Source organism: Pantoea sp. SO10, from assembly GCF_005281435.1.
GTDB classification, from domain to species: Bacteria; Pseudomonadota; Gammaproteobacteria; order Enterobacterales; family Enterobacteriaceae; genus Pantoea; species Pantoea leporis.
The window spans coordinates 1408203-1425628 of the sequence record NZ_CP040095.1 but is presented as its reverse complement, the minus strand read 5'-3'; the positions used below and the strand labels follow the sequence as shown (position 1 = coordinate 1425628).

Annotated in this window: 15 protein-coding genes; 5 read left to right on the top strand and 10 right to left on the bottom strand. The window is 57.0% G+C overall.

Annotation, left to right across the window (positions count from 1 at the left end; all coding sequences use genetic code 11):
- Positions 1-16 precede the first annotated feature (16 nt).
- Positions 17-1222, bottom strand: coding sequence for a serine hydrolase (locus FCN45_RS06580; RefSeq protein ID WP_101760993.1), 1206 nt, complete (start codon positions 1220-1222; stop codon positions 17-19).
- A gap of 275 nt (positions 1223-1497) precedes the next feature.
- Here FCN45_RS06580 and FCN45_RS06575 point away from each other — a divergent pair, with 275 nt between their 5' ends.
- Positions 1498-2154 (top strand): HAD family phosphatase, encoded by a 657-nt coding sequence (locus FCN45_RS06575; protein WP_137385463.1) that lies wholly within the window; start codon positions 1498-1500, stop codon positions 2152-2154.
- A 1-nt stretch (position 2155) separates the two neighbouring features.
- Here the strand turns inward: FCN45_RS06575 and FCN45_RS06570 are convergent, their stop codons facing one another.
- The 3 genes from FCN45_RS06570 to FCN45_RS06560 all read right to left on the bottom strand — a co-directional run bounded on the left by FCN45_RS06570 (position 2156) and on the right by FCN45_RS06560 (position 4803).
- A complete protein-coding gene (locus FCN45_RS06570) occupies positions 2156-3289 on the bottom strand; it encodes a PQQ-dependent sugar dehydrogenase (RefSeq protein ID WP_137385462.1) in 1134 nt (377 codons plus the stop codon).
- Between the two features lie 104 nt (positions 3290-3393).
- Entirely contained in the window at positions 3394-4050 is a 657-nt protein-coding gene (locus FCN45_RS06565) for a DUF3313 domain-containing protein (protein ID WP_101760996.1), read from the bottom strand.
- Between the two features lie 117 nt (positions 4051-4167).
- Positions 4168-4803 carry a carbonic anhydrase gene (locus FCN45_RS06560; protein WP_101760997.1) on the bottom strand — a complete coding sequence of 212 codons (636 nt, stop codon included), beginning with the start codon at positions 4801-4803 and terminating at the stop codon, positions 4168-4170.
- Between the two features lie 315 nt (positions 4804-5118).
- Here FCN45_RS06560 and rimO point away from each other — a divergent pair, with 315 nt between their 5' ends.
- On the top strand, positions 5119-6444 hold the full coding sequence (gene rimO / locus FCN45_RS06555) for a 30S ribosomal protein S12 methylthiotransferase RimO (RefSeq protein WP_101760998.1): 1326 nt from the start codon (positions 5119-5121) through the stop codon (positions 6442-6444).
- Here the strand turns inward: rimO and FCN45_RS06550 are convergent.
- Positions 6441-6890, bottom strand: coding sequence for a DUF4385 domain-containing protein (locus FCN45_RS06550; RefSeq protein ID WP_101760999.1), 450 nt, complete (start codon positions 6888-6890; stop codon positions 6441-6443). The genes rimO and FCN45_RS06550 overlap by 4 nt on opposite strands.
- A gap of 114 nt (positions 6891-7004) precedes the next feature.
- Here FCN45_RS06550 and FCN45_RS06545 point away from each other — a divergent pair, with 114 nt between their 5' ends.
- The gene (locus FCN45_RS06545) at positions 7005-8666 is read left to right on the top strand and encodes a methyl-accepting chemotaxis protein (protein WP_137385461.1); all 1662 of its coding nucleotides are present in this window, start codon (positions 7005-7007) and stop codon (positions 8664-8666) included.
- Between the two features lie 56 nt (positions 8667-8722).
- Here FCN45_RS06545 and gsiD read toward each other — a convergent pair whose 3' ends face one another.
- From gsiD to FCN45_RS06520, 5 genes are all read right to left on the bottom strand, one after another.
- Positions 8723-9628 carry a glutathione ABC transporter permease GsiD gene (gsiD, locus tag FCN45_RS06540; RefSeq protein ID WP_101761001.1) on the bottom strand — a complete coding sequence of 302 codons (906 nt, stop codon included), beginning with the start codon at positions 9626-9628 and terminating at the stop codon, positions 8723-8725.
- Positions 9629-9638: 10 nt separating this feature from the next.
- Complete coding sequence (gene gsiC / locus FCN45_RS06535) at positions 9639-10559, bottom strand: glutathione ABC transporter permease GsiC (RefSeq protein ID WP_061717203.1); 921 nt, start codon at positions 10557-10559, stop codon at positions 9639-9641.
- A 49-nt stretch (positions 10560-10608) separates the two neighbouring features.
- Entirely contained in the window at positions 10609-12144 is a 1536-nt protein-coding gene (gene gsiB, locus FCN45_RS06530; protein ID WP_137385460.1) for a glutathione ABC transporter substrate-binding protein GsiB, read from the bottom strand.
- Positions 12145-12207: 63 nt separating this feature from the next.
- Complete coding sequence (gsiA, locus tag FCN45_RS06525) at positions 12208-14064, bottom strand: glutathione ABC transporter ATP-binding protein GsiA (protein ID WP_101761003.1); 1857 nt, start codon at positions 14062-14064, stop codon at positions 12208-12210.
- 9 nt (positions 14065-14073) lie between these two features.
- A complete protein-coding gene (locus FCN45_RS06520) occupies positions 14074-15039 on the bottom strand; it encodes an isoaspartyl peptidase/L-asparaginase family protein (protein ID WP_101761004.1) in 966 nt (321 codons plus the stop codon).
- A gap of 289 nt (positions 15040-15328) precedes the next feature.
- Between FCN45_RS06520 and moeA the strand changes: the two genes are divergently transcribed.
- Together moeA and moeB are read left to right on the top strand one after the other, a co-directional pair.
- Positions 15329-16564, top strand: coding sequence for a molybdopterin molybdotransferase MoeA (gene moeA / locus FCN45_RS06515; protein ID WP_305790961.1), 1236 nt, complete (start codon positions 15329-15331; stop codon positions 16562-16564).
- On the top strand, positions 16564-17331 hold the full coding sequence (moeB, locus tag FCN45_RS06510; RefSeq protein ID WP_137385458.1) for a molybdopterin-synthase adenylyltransferase MoeB: 768 nt from the start codon (positions 16564-16566) through the stop codon (positions 17329-17331). The genes moeA and moeB overlap by 1 nt, the downstream gene beginning before the upstream one ends.
- Positions 17332-17426 lie beyond the last annotated feature (95 nt).

Sequence of the window (17426 nt, the reverse complement as noted above, 5' to 3'; positions counted from 1 at the left end):
GCGCACCGTTTTTGTCTTAACTAAACCACTTCCCGAACCAGCCGTGGAATTTCATCATGATGAAATCCCAAATGCGGCCAACAAAGCCACCTTCCGGCACCGCTTCCATCGTCACCAGCGGACGTTGCTCAATGGTTTTGCCATCCAGCTGGAAATCGATAGTGCCCACCACCTGATTCTTCTCCAGCGGCGCTTCCAGCTGCGGTGAATTCAGGGTAAAGCTGGCCTTGAGGTTTTTCATCTGCCCTTTTGGCACGGTGATCGCGGCGTCTTTGGCGACGCCAAGATTGACCTGGCTGCGATCGCCAAACCAAACGCGCTGCTGCGCAAACGGTTTATCGGCCTTAATCGGCGTCACGGTTTCATAGAAGCGGAAGCCCCACGTCAGCAACTTCTCACTTTCGCGGAAACGCGTGGCATCGGTCGCCGCACCGAGCACCACGGAAATCAGCCGCATATCGCCTTCGGTTGCCGACGCCACCAGATTGTTACCCGCGCCGGAGGTGTGACCGGTTTTAATGCCATCCACCTTGAGATTGGTGCTCCACAGCAGACGGTTGCGGTTCATCTGCTTAATCTTATTGAAGGTGAACTCTTTTTCACTGTTGATCGCATACTCTTCCGGCACATCGCTAATCAGGCGCTGGCCGATAATCGCCATATCACGCGCGGTGCTGTACTGCCCTTCGGCGTCCAGGCCGTGTACCGTCATAAAGTGGGTGTTTTGCAGGCCAAAGGCTTTGACGTAGTTGTTCATCAACCCGATAAACGAATCCTGGCTGCCCGCGACATAATCAGCAAGCGCGATACAGGCATCGTTGCCGGATTGAATCACCACACCTTTATTCAGCTCAGAGACCGGAATGCGATCGCCGGGCTTAAGGAACATCAGCGATGAGCCGCGCAGCTTGGGATTGCCGGTTGCCCACGCATCCTGGCCGATGGTAACCATGTCATCGTTGTGAATCTTGCCCGATTTCAGTGCCTGGCCGACCACATAGCTGGTCATCATTTTGGTCAAACTGGCGGGATCGAGGCGTTGATCGGCATTGGATTCCGCCAACACTTTGCCGCTGTTGTAATCCATTAAAATCCAGGCTTTGGCGTCAATTTGCGGTGCCGCAGGTGCCTGTTCAGCCAGGGTGGCTGCGGGGATAAAGAGTAAAAGAAGTGAAGACGCAGCCAACGGCCGCCAGACAGAAGCGAAGGTGTTTTTTCTCATGAGCGTGACCAGATTGTCCTTGTTAAATCTCGGTTTTCTTGCAGGCAAGACATGTCTTGCCCCACGCTAACGGTTCAGGCCAGCGAAAAAAACCGCTCAATCGTAAAGTTTTATAGAGTTTATTAGAGTAACCCTGGCACCAACCGCGCAGCGCCGCCACTTTTGCCCATCTGACTATTCAAAAATTTTGCGTGTAATTCCGATTTTTCGCAGAACGGTTAAGCCAGTCACAAATTTCCGCTAACCTGAACTCAGTCAGCCTGAGGAGAGCCGCAATGGACTTAGCCATTTTCGATTTGGACGAAACCCTGATTTGTGAAGACAGCACCAGCCTCTGGCTGCGCTGGTTGGTTTCACAGGGCTTTGCCCCCGAAGAGATCATCCAGCAGGAGAAAATCCTGATGGAGCAATATCACACCGGTACGTTATCCATTGAAGAGTATATGAACACCACGCTGGCGCCACTCGCCGGCATGGCTACGATGACCGTTGAAGGCTGGGTACGCCGCTTTATCCATCGCGACATCATGCCGCGCGTGTTCCCTGCCGCCCGCGAGCGTATTAAGTGGCACCAGCAGCGCGGCGACACGGTAATGATCATCACCGCCAGCGGCGATCATCTTGCGGTGCCCATCGCCGAACGCCTTGGTGTACACGGCGCGCTGGCGATTGGCGTGGAAGTGGTCGATGAACGCTACAGCGGACAAACCTACGGCACCATGACCTATCGCGAAGGTAAAGTGACACGCCTCAGTGACTGGAAAGCGTTACAGCAAGATCAACGCTTTGAACGCACCTGGGCTTACAGCGATTCGATGAATGATTTACCGCTGCTGGCACATGCCGATCATGCGTGGGTGGTCAATCCCAATCCGCTGCTGCTGCAAGAAGCACAACAGCGCGGATGGGAAGTGTGTAACTGGGCACGCTAACTTAACCGCGTGGGGCGCTGGCTGTGTCTGGCAGCCCCACTTTCAGCAGCTTGCCGTTGGATTCATCGGTTAGCACGTACAGATAACCATCCGGGCCTTGCCGCACATCTCGAATACGCTCACCACGATTTTCCAGCAATCTCTGCTCCTCCACCACTTTCTCGCCGTTGACCTGCAAGCGAATCAAACTCTTCTCTTTCAGCGCACCAATAAACAGGGAATTTTTCCACTGCGGGAAGCGCGCGCTGTTGTAGAACGCCATGCCGCTGATGGCCGGCGAGACTTTCCAGAAATGCAGCGGTTGCTCAGTGCCTTCCACTTCACTGCCCTTTGCTTCCGGCACTTTCTGCCCGCTGTAATCAATGCCATGCGTCGCCAGCGGCCAGCCGTAATTTTTGCCCTTCTCGGGGATGTTGACCTCATCACCACCGCGCGGGCCGTGTTCGCTTTCCCACATTTGCTGCGTCCACGGATTGAGCGCCAGCCCTTGCGGATTGCGCATGCCGTAGGACCAGATTTCCGCGCGCGCGCCTTGACGATCAACAAACGGATTGTCCGGCGGGATTTCACCGTCTTTGGTCAGACGCACGATTTTACCGGAGAGCTTATCCAGCTGTTGCGCGCTGCTGCTGGCGAAGTTGTCACCGAAGGCGATATAGAGAAAGCCCTGGCGATCAAATGCCAGTCGCGTGCCGATATTGGCGCCGCCCGACAGCTTCGGCGTTTGCTCCAGCACCACTTTAAAGCCACTCAGCTGACGGTTGTCATCGCTCAGGCGACCATAACCCACCACGCTACCCGCCCGACCGCTAGCATCGGCGGTGGTGTAGCTGAGCCACACGCGGCGGCTTTCGGCGAAGTCCGGTGCCAGCACCACATCCAGCAAGCCACCCTGACGATTCGCCCACACCTTCGGCACCCCGCCGATCGGTGGCGACAAGCCTTTACCCGGCTGCCAGCTGCGCAGCTGGCCGGATCGTTCAGTGATTAACAGCGTTTGATTATCGGGTAGAAAAGCCACGGACCACGGATGGTCGAGCTTGTCCTGAAGCACCTGAACCTGCACATCGGCAGCGAATAACGGTAAGGACGTGCTTAAAGCGCCAAACAGCAGCGCGGCGGGCAGTAAACGCATGGAATTCTCCTTTATCGCGGTCTGCCGTAAAGCGTAGTCAGCGCGTGACAAAGGATGTGCAGGATTTACAAAACATTAAGCCCGGCACGCCGCCGGGCGAGAATTTACTGTGCGGGGAAGGTCAGCGCATCGCGGACCATCTCGTCGATGCCCGGACGCAGATCGTTAAGTGTGATTGGCGCACTGTTGTTCGGCAGATTTTTACCAAATGCCTTGCGCACCACCTTGATCAGCGGCTTGCCAGTCTGCGCATCCAGCGCTTCCATTTCGAGGAACAGCGCGCTGTTTTGCGTGCGATGTCCAGTCGCTGCCATGGTGCTGGCAACAACAGCGGCAATTGGCACCACTTCATAGAACTGCACGCCTTCATTTTCGGCAGAAACGGCGGTGATAGCGGTTTTAACTACCAGCGTGTGAGGGCCTTTTTGCGTCACCAGCGGTTTACGCTGGGAAATCGCGTGCTTGAGTTGCGTATCGGTATAGCTGCGGATCGCATCCAATGTTTGCTGATCGATACGTGCCGTGGGGTGCGCCGCCGGATAATAGACCACTGGCGTATACACCACGCCTTTATAATCAGCATCATGGTAATCGGGTGAAATCCAGCGCAAGGTCGGTTTACCGCTGGGCGACTCGGTGGCCTTCAACTCACTGTAATCGCCGAGAAATCCTGAATATTGTTGTTGATTAGTCACATGAGAGGTACAGCCCGCCGCCAGTATTGCCAGCGTTAAAACAGAAGCATAAAGGGGAAATCGCATGAGAAAGCCCTTATCAGAGGTAATTGCTTCTCAAGTGTAGGAGGTCGTCAAAAACGTGGCGGGAAATATTAACGAAATGCGAGGATAACCACCTGCAATGCAGGTGGTTAGGCGGAATTACTCGAAGCAGGTTTCCGGGTTTTCCGACAGCGAAATAAAGGATTCACCGCCTTTGGTCAGGGCAATGATTCCGCCACTCTCAATATCATAAACCCATCCATGCAGGCGAATTTTGCCTTTACGCAGCGCTACCGCTACGGAAGGGTGTGTTTTGATATTGTTCAGCTGCGCAATCACGTTCTCTTTCACCATTTCGTTGAGACGCTTCTCAACGGAATCGTAGTTACGCTCTTCCACCACCGCTTTCGCCGCGTTGGCGTAGTGCAACCAGTGATCGACCGCGGGCATGGTTTCCAGATCGGCATTGGAAGCAATGGCGTTCATGGCACCGCAGTTAGAGTGACCACAAATAATAATTTCGGTCACGCCCAAAGCGACAACCGCGTACTCAATGGTAGCGGACACGCCGCCCGGCTCTGGACCAAACGGTGGCACGATATTACCGGCGTTTCGGATCACGAACAGCTGACCCGGCTCCGACTGCGTCACCAGCTCTGGCACCAGACGGCTGTCTGAGCAGGAGATAAACAGGGCTTTGGGATTTTGGTTGGATGCCAAACTTTTGAAAAGATCCTTCCTTTCAGGGAACACATTCTGTTGAAAATTCAGAAAACCTTTGACGATCTCTTGCATATGTCTGCTCTCACATTATCCACTTCTGCCCTGGCAGTGAGGATTCACTATCAGTGCGATTTGAAATTTTCAGCGAAGATAACAACTTACCTTCACCGACCCAACATTTAAGCAAAAGGCGCCAGCTTACACAACTCGGATCGCCACAGAGGGCCATTGCGCCAGCGAGTGAGCCGCACCGCCAACAGAGTTAAGCACAATCATCATGCATTAGTTACCCCATAAGGAGATTCTTACACAGCCTATACATTTTCCCCGGCAACCTCTGTACAATCGCCCCCCTATCCACACTAATTATGATGAATTTTTATCCTTATGAGCCATGTCAAAAATCCACCGCGCGTGGGGTTCGTCTCCCTCGGCTGTCCGAAAAACCTCGTCGACTCTGAACGCATCCTGACGGAGCTGCGTACTGAAGGCTATGACGTGGTGCCACGCTACGATGATGCGGAGATCGTCATCGTTAACACCTGTGGATTTATTGACAGCGCCGTACAGGAATCTCTGGAGGCGATTGGTGAAGCGCTGAACGAGAACGGCAAAGTGATCGTCACCGGTTGCCTCGGTGCCAAAGTGGATCAGATCCGCGAAGTGCATCCGAAAGTGCTGGAGATCACTGGCCCGCACAGCTACGAGCAGGTGCTGTCGCATGTGCACACTTATGTGCCAAAACCAGAACACAATCCGTTCCTGAGTTTAGTGCCAGAGCAAGGCGTCAAACTGACGCCGCGCCATTACGCCTACCTGAAAATTTCCGAAGGCTGCAACCATCGCTGCACCTTCTGCATCATTCCATCAATGCGTGGCGATCTTGATAGCCGCCCAATCGGTTCGGTGCTCGACGAAGCTAAACGTCTGGTTGAAGCGGGCGTGAAAGAGCTGCTGGTAATCTCACAAGACACCTCCGCTTACGGCGTGGATGTTAAACATCGCACCGGTTTCTGGAACGGATCGCCGGTGAAAACCAGCATGGTGAGCCTGTGCGAGCAGTTAGCCAAACTCGGCGTGTGGGTGCGTCTGCACTACGTTTATCCTTATCCGCATGTGGATGATGTGATCCCGCTGATGGCCGAAGGCAAGATTCTGCCGTACCTCGATATTCCGCTGCAGCACGCCAGCCCGCGCATCCTCAAGCTGATGAAGCGTCCCGGCGCGGTAGAGCGCACGCTGGAGCGCATTAAGCGCTGGCGTGAAATCTGTCCGGAGCTGACGCTGCGTTCAACCTTTATCGTCGGTTTCCCCGGTGAAACCGAAGAAGATTTCCAGATGCTGCTCGACTTCCTGCAGGAAGCGCGCCTCGATCGCGTTGGCTGCTTCCAGTACAGCCCGGTAGATGGCGCAACTGCTAACCAGCTGCCGGATCAGGTACCGGACGACGTGAAGCAGGATCGTTTTGATCGCTTCATGCAGCTGCAGCAGAAGATCTCCAGCGAACGTCTGCAGGAGAAAATCGGCCGCGAAGTGCTGGTGCTGATTGATGAAGTGGACGAAGAAGGCGCGGTGGGACGCAGCATGGCTGACGCCCCGGAAATCGATGGCGCGGTTTATCTGAACGGCGATCGTCAGGTGAAAGTCGGCGACGTGGTCCGCGTTAAAGTGGAACACGCCGATGAATATGATCTGTGGGGCACGCGCGTTTAACCATACTTCTGCTGGTGCGCACGCTTGCGCGCCAGATAGTCAGTATCCGCGCGCAGTTTATCCCAGCACGCTTTGAAAACGGCCGCCGCAGCGGCCTTCTCTTTTTCTGTGGTACGCGGCAGTTCGTTGCCCGCCTCGTCATATTTACGCCCGCCCTGATGATTACTGTAGCGGCGTGCACGCGTATAACCCATCTGAATATATTTGCGCGCCATATCCATACCGACAAAATCGTCCTGCGCGCGATATGCCTCAAACAGCTGCATAATCTGCTGTGAAGATTCTTTTGCCAGCTCGACGGTGCGAAAACGCCAGTGCGGCAGAATCTCACTTTTATAGGGCTCGACCATCAGCACGCCCTGCTCGCCGCGCCCCACCTGATACAGCTCAGGCTGCTGGCGAAAATTGATGTGCTTGAAATCCTGCTCGTAGTTAAACGCTTTCATCTGTTTTTCCCGCCTCTCATCGTCCCGTGACGTAATTATTTCCTGCTGGCACTTAAGCGATTTGCTTTTATACCGATAACCTGGATATCAGCCTACTTCCTCAGAGACGCACCTATGTTTAAACGAATGAAAATTGTGACAGCCATCATGATGATATTGGTGGTTTTCACCGCGATGCAGGCGATTTCCGGCTCGCTGTTTTTATCATCACTGATTACCGGACAGCATAATTTCACCACCAGTAATCAGCTGTCACATCAGCAGCGTGAGCTGGCCGACGGTTGGCAAACGCTGGTGAAAACGCGCGTGATCATTAACCGCGTCGCCATTCGTATCCTGAAAAAACAGACGGATGAAGCGTCCGTCGCCGCCATCAACAAACTGCTGATCAGCGCAGGTGCGTCACTGGATGAAGCAAAGCAACATTATGACCTCTACCAGAGCATGCCGCGCATTGCCGGACAAAGCGCTGATTCAGCCAGTGTAGTCGACGCTAAATTTGCTGCCTTCGCAGAATTGCTGAAACAGTCGGCAGCGTTCCTGAAAGCCAATGATTACGCCGCCTATGGCAACCTTGACGCCCAGCAGGCGCAGGACGATCTGGAAGTCGCGTACAAGCAATGGCGCGAGCACAACGTGCAGCTGCTGGCCGAGCGCAATGCGGAATATGATAATAACTATCAGCACATGCTGGTGTTGGTCGCCGTGATGGCGATAGTTGTGGTGCTGTTGCTGGTTGCGGTGTGGATTCTGGTGCGTCGCATCCTGCTGGCACCGATGAAGCAGGTACAGCAGCAGATGGAGCGCTTCGCCGACGGCGATCTCTCCGCCCGTTTGCAGGTGGAAGGCCGCAGTGAAATGGCATCGATTGCCGCCAGCCTCAACCATATGCAGCAGTCGCTGCTCAGCACCATTAACAATGTGCGTGATAGTGCGGATGCGATTTTTGGCAGCGCCAGCGAGATTGCCATCGGCAATAACGATCTCTCTTCACGCACCGAGCAGCAAGCGGCATCGCTGGAAGAGACCGCCGCCAGTATGGAACAGCTGACCGCCACGGTGAAACAGAACGCCGATAACGCGCGTCAGGCCACACAGCTGGCGAAAACCGCCTCGGAAACCGCCGACAAAGGCGGCAACGTGGTGGATGGTGTGGTGAAAACCATGCGCGATATCGCCGACAGCTCGAAGAAAATCGCCGATATCACCAGCGTGATTGATGGCATCGCCTTCCAGACCAACATCCTCGCGCTGAACGCGGCAGTTGAAGCGGCGCGCGCCGGTGAACAAGGACGCGGTTTTGCCGTGGTAGCGGGTGAAGTGCGCAATCTGGCACAGCGCAGCGCTCAGGCGGCGAAAGAGATCAAACTGCTGATTGAGAATTCCGTGCAGCGTGTCAACACCGGTTCGCAGCAGGTGAGCAGCGCCGGTGAAACCATGCAGGAAATCGTCAGCGCTGTTACCCGCGTCACCGATATCATGGGCGAGATTGCTTCAGCGTCCGATGAGCAGAGCCGCGGCATCGACCAGATTGGTCAGGCGGTCAACGAGATGGATCGCGTCACGCAGCAGAACGCCACGCTGGTGCAGGAATCGGCTAACGCCTCAGCGTCGCTGGAGCAGCAGGCCAGCAGCCTCTCTTCTGCGGTGGCCCGCTTCAAAACCGGCACGCGCCAGGCGACTGCGACGGTGGCGAAAGTGGTAAAACCGGTGATAACACCAACCCGCGCGCAGCCTGCCGCCGCGCACAGTAATGACAATTGGGAAACGTTCTAAGACCGGAGTGGTGCGGTTATTGAAGAGGTCGCCATAAATGGCGACCGGACCCACCATCAGGTCTTCAATTTCGGATCCAGCGCATCACGCAAACCATCACCCAGCAGGTTAAACGCCAGCACGGTGAGGAAAATCGCCAGGCTAGGGAAGATGGCGACATGCGGCGCAATTACCATATCGGCGCGCGCTTCATTGAGCATCGCGCCCCACTCCGGCGTGGGCGGCTGCGCGCCGAGGCCGAGAAAGGACAAACTCGCCGCCGTGATAATCGAGGTACCGATACGCATGGTGAAATAGACCACAATCGACGACACCGTGCCGGGCAGGATGTGACGCATAATAATGGTCCAGTCCGACGCGCCAATACTGCGTGCCGACTCGATATAGGTTTGATGTTTCAGCACCAGCGTATTGCCGCGCACCAAACGGGCAAACGCCGGAATGCTGAAGATCGCCACCGCGACAATCACGTTGCTCATGCCGCTGCCCATAATCGCCACCACCGCAATCGCCAGCAGAATGCCGGGGAAAGCGAACAGCACATCGCAGATACGCATGGTGATGCGATCCCACCAGCCTTCGTAATAGCCCGCCAGCAGACCTAAAACGGTGCCGATCAGCGCGCCAATCGCCACCGAGAAGAAACCGGCGATCAGCGAGATACGCGTGCCCACCAGCACACGGCTGAAGATATCGCGCCCCAACGAGTCAACGCCAAACCAGTGCATCAGCGACGGCCCTTCGTTTAGCCGGTCGTAATCGAAATAGTTTTCCGCATCAAACGGCGCAATCAGCGGCGCGATAAATGCCACCACGATCAGCAGCAGCACAAACAGTCCGGCCAGCAGCGCCACATGCTGACGGCGAAAGCGTCGCCAGAATTCGCGCCACGGCGTGCGTACCCGGTTTTCCGTGATAGTCGGCAGGGTTTTCAATGCCGCGGCTCGTCGCCAGTTCTTCAATTGCAACTCCTTACTTGTAGCGAATTGCCGGGTTGATTGCCGCGTACAGCACATCGACAATCAGGTTAATCAGGATGAACTCCAGCGAGAACAGCAGCACTTCGGCCTGAATCACCGGGTAATCGCGCATCTCGACCGAATCCACCAGCAAGCGGCCCAGGCCTGGCCAGTTGAACACCACCTCCACCACAATCGAGCCGCCGAGCAGGAAACCAAACTGCAGGCCCATCATGGTGACCACCGGGATCATCGCGTTGCGCAGGCCGTGTTTCACCACCACCAGCGATTCGCGCACCCCTTTGGCGCGCGCGGTGCGCATGTAATCTTCCTGCATCACCTCCACGAACGACGCGCGGGTGAAGCGTGCCATCACCGCCGCCACCGCTGCACCCAAGGTGATCGATGGCAAAATGTAGTGTTTCCAGCTATCCGCGCCCACGGTCGGCAACCAGCCGAGCTCGACAGAAAACACCTGCATCAGCAGCATGCCGAGCGCAAACGCCGGGAATGAGATGCCCGACACCGCCAGCGTCATGCCGATGCGATCCGGCCAGCGATTGCGCCACACCGCCGAGGTGATGCCAATCGCCATACCGAATATCACCGCCCACACCATGCTGCTGAGTGTCAGCCACAGCGTCGGGAAAAAGCGCGCGGCAATTTCGTCAATCACCGGACGTTTCGAGACCAGCGAATGGCCAAAATCGCCCTGCACCGCATTGATCATAAAGTGCCAGAACTGCTTGATCAGCGGCTGATCGAGGCCGAGATCCTGACGCACCAGCGCCACCACCGAGGCATCCGCTTCCGGGCCGGCAATCAGGCGCGCCGGATCGCCTGGCAGCAAATGGACGAACAGGAACACCAGCACCGCCACAATCAGCAGCGTGGGAATCAGTCCCAGTAATCGTTTGAGAAAATAGTTGAGCATGCGAAGTCCTGCGCAGCATCGGCCAGCCCGCTAAGGCTGGCCGCGTCTGTTACTTCAGATCGGCCTCATCAAAATTGAATGAGGTATCGGGCATGACATAAAAACCGCTGAGGTTTTTATTGTTGGCTGACAGCAGTTGTTCAACCACCAGCGGGATCCACGGATGGTCGTTCCAGATGCGATCCTGCGCGTCTTTGTACAGCTTAGCTTTCTGATCGCGATCGGTGGTTTTCAGCGCATCGGCGAGATCTTTATCCACCTGCGGATTGCTGTAGAACGCGGTGTTGAAGATTGCTGGCGGCCATGAAGTGGTGGCGAACAGCGGCGTCAGCGCCCAGTCGGCTTCACCGGTCGAGGCGGACCAGCCGGTGTAGAACATGCGTACACCGCTCTCTTTCTGCCCTTTGCTCTCTACTTCAGCGGCACGCTGACCGGCATCCATCGCCGTCACTTTCACCTTCACGCCCACCTGCGCCAGCTGCTGCTGGGTGAACTGCAGCACTTTCTGCGCGGTGCTGTGGTTGTGCGACGACCACAACGTGGTTTCGAAACCGTTCGGGAAGCCCGCTTCTTTCAGCAGTTCGCGCGCTTTGGCGGGATCATATTTGATTGCCGGATAGCTCTGCGCAAAGTCGATGCTCGGCGGCACGATGCCGTTGGCTGGCGTGGCGTAACCGGCAAAGGCGACTTTTGCCAGTGCCTGACGGTTGATGGCGTACTCCAGCGCTTCACGCACTTTCGGATTATCAAACGGCTTTTGCGTCACGTTGAGGCTGATGTAGCGCTGCATGATTGACGGCGTGGTGACCACATCGAGCTTGCTGTTGCCTTCCAGCAGTTTGGCCTGCTCGAACGGCACCGGGAACGCAAAGCTCGCTTCGCCAGTTTGCAGCATCGCCGCGCGGGTGTTGTTATCCACCACCGGACGCCAGGTAATGCTATCCAGCTTCGGATAGCCTTTTTTCCAGTAGCCGTCCCACTTCTTCACTTTCACGAAGTCGGTCTGGTTCCAGGTATCAAAGGCAAACGGGCCGGTTCCTACCGGATGGAAGCCGATCTCTTTGCCATATTTCTTCAGCGCGGTCGGGGAAATCATCACCGCCGCCGGATGCGCGAGATTATTAATGAAGGCCGAGAACGGCTGCTTCAGGGTGATTTTCACTGTGGTCGGATCGACCACTTCGGTGGTGGCGATATATTTGAACAGGTTATAGCGTTTGAGATGGTTATCCGGATTGCTGGCGCGATCGAGGTTCACCTTCACCGCTTCGGCATTAAAGTCAGTGCCATCCTGGAATTTCACGCCGGCGCGCAGCTTAATGGTGTAGGTCAGGCCGTCACTGCTCGCCTGATAACTTTCCGCCAGCACGTTGGTCAGCTTCATGTCTTTATCGAAGCCGAACAAGCCCTGATAGAAGGACTTCGCCACCGCCTGCGACAGCGTATCGTTAGCGTCATACGGATCGAGCGTGGTAAAGGTCGAGGCCACCGCAATCACCGCATCTTTCGCCGCCCACGCGGGCAGCGCCAGCGCCGAACTCAACAAACCGGCAGTGATAACCCCTTTTCGCATAATATGGTGCATCGTTATCGTTCTCCTGTAATCCCTGTCATGCGCGACATCCAAAGATGTGCGGTTGTTTGCTGCTCAGGCGCCGCTAATTGCGTGCCGGGCGACAAAATGGCCCGGTGCCACTTCCAGTAAAGGCGCCACTTCTGGCTCATCGCCCAGCGGGCGAATCGGGCTGGGGATCTCATCCACCATCAGCGCCCGCTCACGATGCCGATGGGCCGGATCGGCCACCGGCACTGCGGCCATCAGTTTTTTGGTGTAGGGATGGCGCGGCTGCTCAAATACCGCCTGACGCGGCCCCATCTCCACAATTTGTCCGAGATACATCACCGCCACGCGATGGCTGATGCGTTCCACCACCGCCATATCGTGCGAGATAAATAAGAAAGCGATACCAAATTCACGCTGTAAATCGAGCATCAGGTTGATGATTTGCGCCTGAATCGACACATCCAGCGCCGACACCGATTCATCGGCGATCACCACTTTGGGATTGAGCGCCAGCGCGCGCGCAATGCAGATGCGCTGGCGCTGGCCGCCGGAAAATTCGTGCGGATAGCGCTGCGCATGTTCCGGCAGCAGGCCGACACGCTCCAGCAGCCAGGCAACGCGTTTCTCCGCCTGACGGCGATCCAGCGTTTTGTGCACCAGCAGCGGTTCCATGATCGAAAAACCCACGGTCAAACGCGGATCGAGCGAGGCGTAAGGATCCTGGAAGATAAACTGGATATCGCGACGCAGCGACGCCAGCGCATTGCCCTGCAGCGCATCGATGCGTTGGCCGTCAAAAGTAATGGTGCCGCCCTGGCTGGCTACCAGCCGCAGCAGCGAACGCCCGGTAGTGGATTTTCCGCAGCCGGATTCCCCCACCAGCGCCAGCGTTTCACCGGCATGGAGATCGAAACTGACTTTCTCCACCGCGTGCACGCGGCGTTTAACGCGATTGAGCAAGCCGCCGCGAATATCAAAGCGCGTGACTAAATCGCGCACCTGCAAAATCGGCGGTCGATCGTGACGCACCGTGTCCTGCGGCGCGGCCTGTTCTTCACGTCCGTTGCTATGCAATAAGGGAAATTTAGCCGGTAGCGGCTGACCATGCATCGCCCCCAGTTTGGGCACCGCCGCCAGCAACGCGCGGGTATAGGGCTGCTGCGGGTCGGCAAACAGCTGCTGCACCGACGCGCGCTCTACCACATCGCCGCGATACATCACCTGCACGCGATCGGCCATCTCCGCCACCACGCCCATATCATGGGTGATGAAAATCACCCCCATCTGCATCTCTTTTTGCAGCACGCGGATCAACTGCAGAATTTGCGCCTGAATAGTGACGTCGAGTGCGGTGGTGGGTTCGTCGGCAATCAGCAGCGCCGGTTTGCACGACAGCGCCATGGCAATCATCACGCGCTGGCGCATGCCGCCTGAGAGTTGATGCGGATAGCGTGATAACACATTTTGCGCTTCGGGAATGCGCACCAGATCGAGCATGCGCCGCGCTTCCGCCAGCGCCTGTTGGTGACTTTTGCCCTGATGCAGACGGATGGATTCCGCAATCTGCTCGCCGACGGTGAACACCGGGTTGAGCGAGGTCATCGGCTCCTGAAAGATCATCGCCATATCGGCGCCGCGCACTTTGCGCATCTGACCGTTCGACGCGCGCATTACATCCAGCACCTCGCCATTGCGACGCCGCAGCTGGATATCTCCGCTCACTTCGCCGCCGGCCTGCTGAATCAAGCGCATCAGCGCCAGCGAGGTGACGGATTTGCCCGAGCCGGATTCGCCCACCAGCGCCAGGGTTTCACCGCGATGCAGGTCGAGCGACAGGTTGCGTACCGCTTCGGTAATGCGCCCTTCATGCTCAAAGCGCACGTTAAGATCGCGCACCGCCAGAACCTGCTCTGGCGCAAACTGCAGCTGTTGGTCCGTCATGCCTGCTCCTTAGCTGTCGCGGTAAATCGCTACCTCAACATCGCCATTCACATAGGCGAATCCGCGATACATGCCTTCGCTGTTAAACGGCAGCGCCACATTGCCTGCGGCGTCAATGGCAATCAGCCCGCCGCTGCCTTCCAGCTCCTGCACTTTGTCATGAATGACGTTGGCTGTGGCCTGTTGCAGCGAGCGTCCGGCGTAGTGCATCTGCGCCGCCACGTCGTAAGCGGCGAGCGTACGGATAAACACTTCGCCGGTACCGGTACAGGAGACCGCTACGGTGTCGTTGCTGGCGTAGCAGCCTGCGCCGACTAAAGGCGAATCGCCCACGCGACCGGCCTGTTTGTTGGTCATGCCGCCGGTTGAGGTGGCGGCCGCCAGATTACCCTGAAGATCGAGCGCGACCGCACCGACGGTGCCGAATTTGCGATCCGGGTCCAGCGGATCATCGCTGTGACTGTTTGCTTCGCCGTCGTGATCCAGCACCATCTGCTGGCTGTGCAGCGCGCGCTGCAGCTGCTCCCAGCGCTCCGGCGTGGAGAAGAAATCGGCGTCGACCGGCGCTAAACCTTGCTCAGCGGCGAAGGCTTCTGCGCCCGCACCGATAAACAGTACGTGCGGACTGTTCTCCAGCACCTTACGCGCCGCCAGAATCGGATTGCGGATGTGGCTGACGCCCGCGACCGCGCCGACGTCCAGCGTGCGACCATCCATAATGCTGGCATCGAGTTCATGCGTGCCCTGATGGGTGAACACCGCGCCCTTGCCCGCGTTAAACAGCGGACACTCTTCCAGCAGGCGTACGGCTTCGGTAACGGCATCTAACGCGCTGCCGCCCGCCGCAAGAATTTGCTGGCCTGCGGTAACGATTGCGGTGAGTTGCTGACGATAGTGCTGCTCTTTTTCGGCGCTCATTGCCGCACGCGTAATCGCGCCCGCACCGCCGTGAATTGCGATAACTGCTTTAGCCATAACCGGTACCCTGTTAAGGAATCAGAACCAAAAACACTGATTTAGAATGGTTTTCATCTTTTTTTGGCAATTTTCGACTATAGAAAGGCACCCTCATCTTGTAAAGCAGAAACTGCCTGCGCGGTCATAACCTTTTATTGTGGATTATGCTTTTTTGGTTGTGAGCGGTTTTCCTGGTCGCCATAAATGGCGCCCCTACAAAAAGCCATTCATGGTGACCAACTCTCGCTTAACGGCCACGCATTACCCATAATAGACCGCATCTGAAATTAACCAGACAGAGATGGACATGGAACCTTTTACCGCAGGATTAATCTCCCTCGAAGACGCGCAGCAAAAGATGCTGCAACAGCTGACGCCGATTAGCGATTCGATCAACGTCTCGCTGTTTGAGGCCGCCGGACGCATCACCGCCAGGCCGATTAATTCGCCGCTCGATGTGCCCTCGTTTGATAACTCGGCGATGGATGGTTACGCGCTGCGTCTGGCCGACATCGCACCCGATCGCGTGTTCCCGGTGGCCGGTAAAGCCTTCGCCGGTGCGCTGTTTAACGGGGCGTGGCCCGCGGGCAGCGTAATCCGCATCATGACCGGCGCGCCGATTCCCGCCGGTTGTGATGCCGTGGTGATGCAGGAGCAAACGGAGCAACGCGACGGCGGCATTGTCATTACCGCGCCGGTGCAGGCTGCGCAAAATATTCGTCGCATCGGTGAAGACATTCAGGCGGGCAAACAGGTGCTGGACGCCGGAGTGCGCCTTGGTGCGGCCGAACTGCCGCTGCTGGCGTCGCTGGGGATTGCTGAAGTCAGCGTGCTGCGCAAACTGCGCGTGGCAATCTTCTCCACCGGCGATGAACTGCAGGCGGTCGGCCAGCCGCTGGCGGAAGGTCAGATTTACGATACCAACCGCTTTACCGTGGCGTTAATGCTTAACAAGCTGGGCTGCGAAGTGATCGATCTCGGCGTGATTGCCGACGATCAGGCGGCGCTGCGTACCGCCTTTACCGAAGCCGATCGCCAGGCCGATGTGGTGATCAGCACCGGCGGCGTGTCGGTTGGCGAAGCCGATTTCACCCGTGCGATACTGGAAGAGCTCGGCGCTATCACCTTCTGGAAACTGGCGATCAAACCAGGCAAACCCTTTGCTTTTGGTCGCCTGGCCAACAGCTGGTTCTGCGGTTTACCGGGCAATCCGGTTTCTGCGGCGGTAACCTTCTATCAATTGGTCCAGCCGCTGCTGGCCACCTTAACCGGCCAAACCACGCGCATCATGCCGCTACGCCAACGTGCGCGTGCTACGCAACGTTTGAAGAAATCACCGGGTCGTCTCGACTTCCAGCGTGCGATTCTCAGCCGCGGTGACGATGGCGTGCTGGAAGTGCGCAGCACCGGTGCGCAAGGTTCGCATGTGTTCAGCTCGTTCGCGCTGGCCAACTGCTTTGTGGTGCTGGAGCGCGAGCGCGGCGATGTGGAACCGGGCGAATGGGTGGAGATCGAAGCCTTTAATAGCCTGCTGGAGGGCTAATGAGCGTTGAGTTGAGCGATGAAGAGATGCTGCGCTATAACCGTCAGATTGTCCTGCGCGGTTTTGATTTTGATGGCCAGGAGAAGCTAAAGGCGGCACAGGTGTTGGTGATCGGCCTCGGCGGACTCGGCTGTGCGGCGGCGCCCTATCTGGCCTCGGCGGGTGTGGGACATCTCACGTTGCTCGATTTCGATAGCGTTAGTCTCAGTAATCTCCAGCGCCAGATCCTGCACAGTGATGCGAAAATTGGCGTAGCGAAAGTCGCCTCGGCGCAGCAGCAGTTGGCGGCAATTAATCCGCATTGCCAGCTGGAGCCGATTGATGCGCAGCTGGATGACGCGCAGCTCAGCACGTTAATTGCGCGCCATGATGCGGTGGTGGATTGCACCGATAACGTCGATATCCGCGAGCAGATCAACCGCCTCTGTTTTCAGCACAAGGTGCCGCTGATTTCCGGCGCAGCGATTCGCATGGAAGGCCAGCTCAGCGTGTTTACCTGGCAGCCCGGCGAACCGTGTTATCGCTGCATCAGCCGCTTGTTTGGCGATCAGGTATTAAGTTGCGTGGAAGCTGGCGTGATGGCGCCGCTGGTTGGCGTAGTTGGTGCAATGCAGGCGATGGAAACCTTAAAAGTGCTAACGGCGTTCGGTCAACCCGCTAGCGCACGCTTATTGATGTACGACGCGATGAGCGCGGAGTTCCGCAGCATGAAGGTGGCGCAGGATGCGCATTGTGAAGTGTGTGGTGAACAAGGTCGCCATGAATGACGACCTTACGCGAGGTATAACGCTGGCAGCTGACGTGCATAAAGGCGTGTATGCCGGGTCCGGAGTAAAGCGTCCGCCGCAGGGATGCGGCGGCC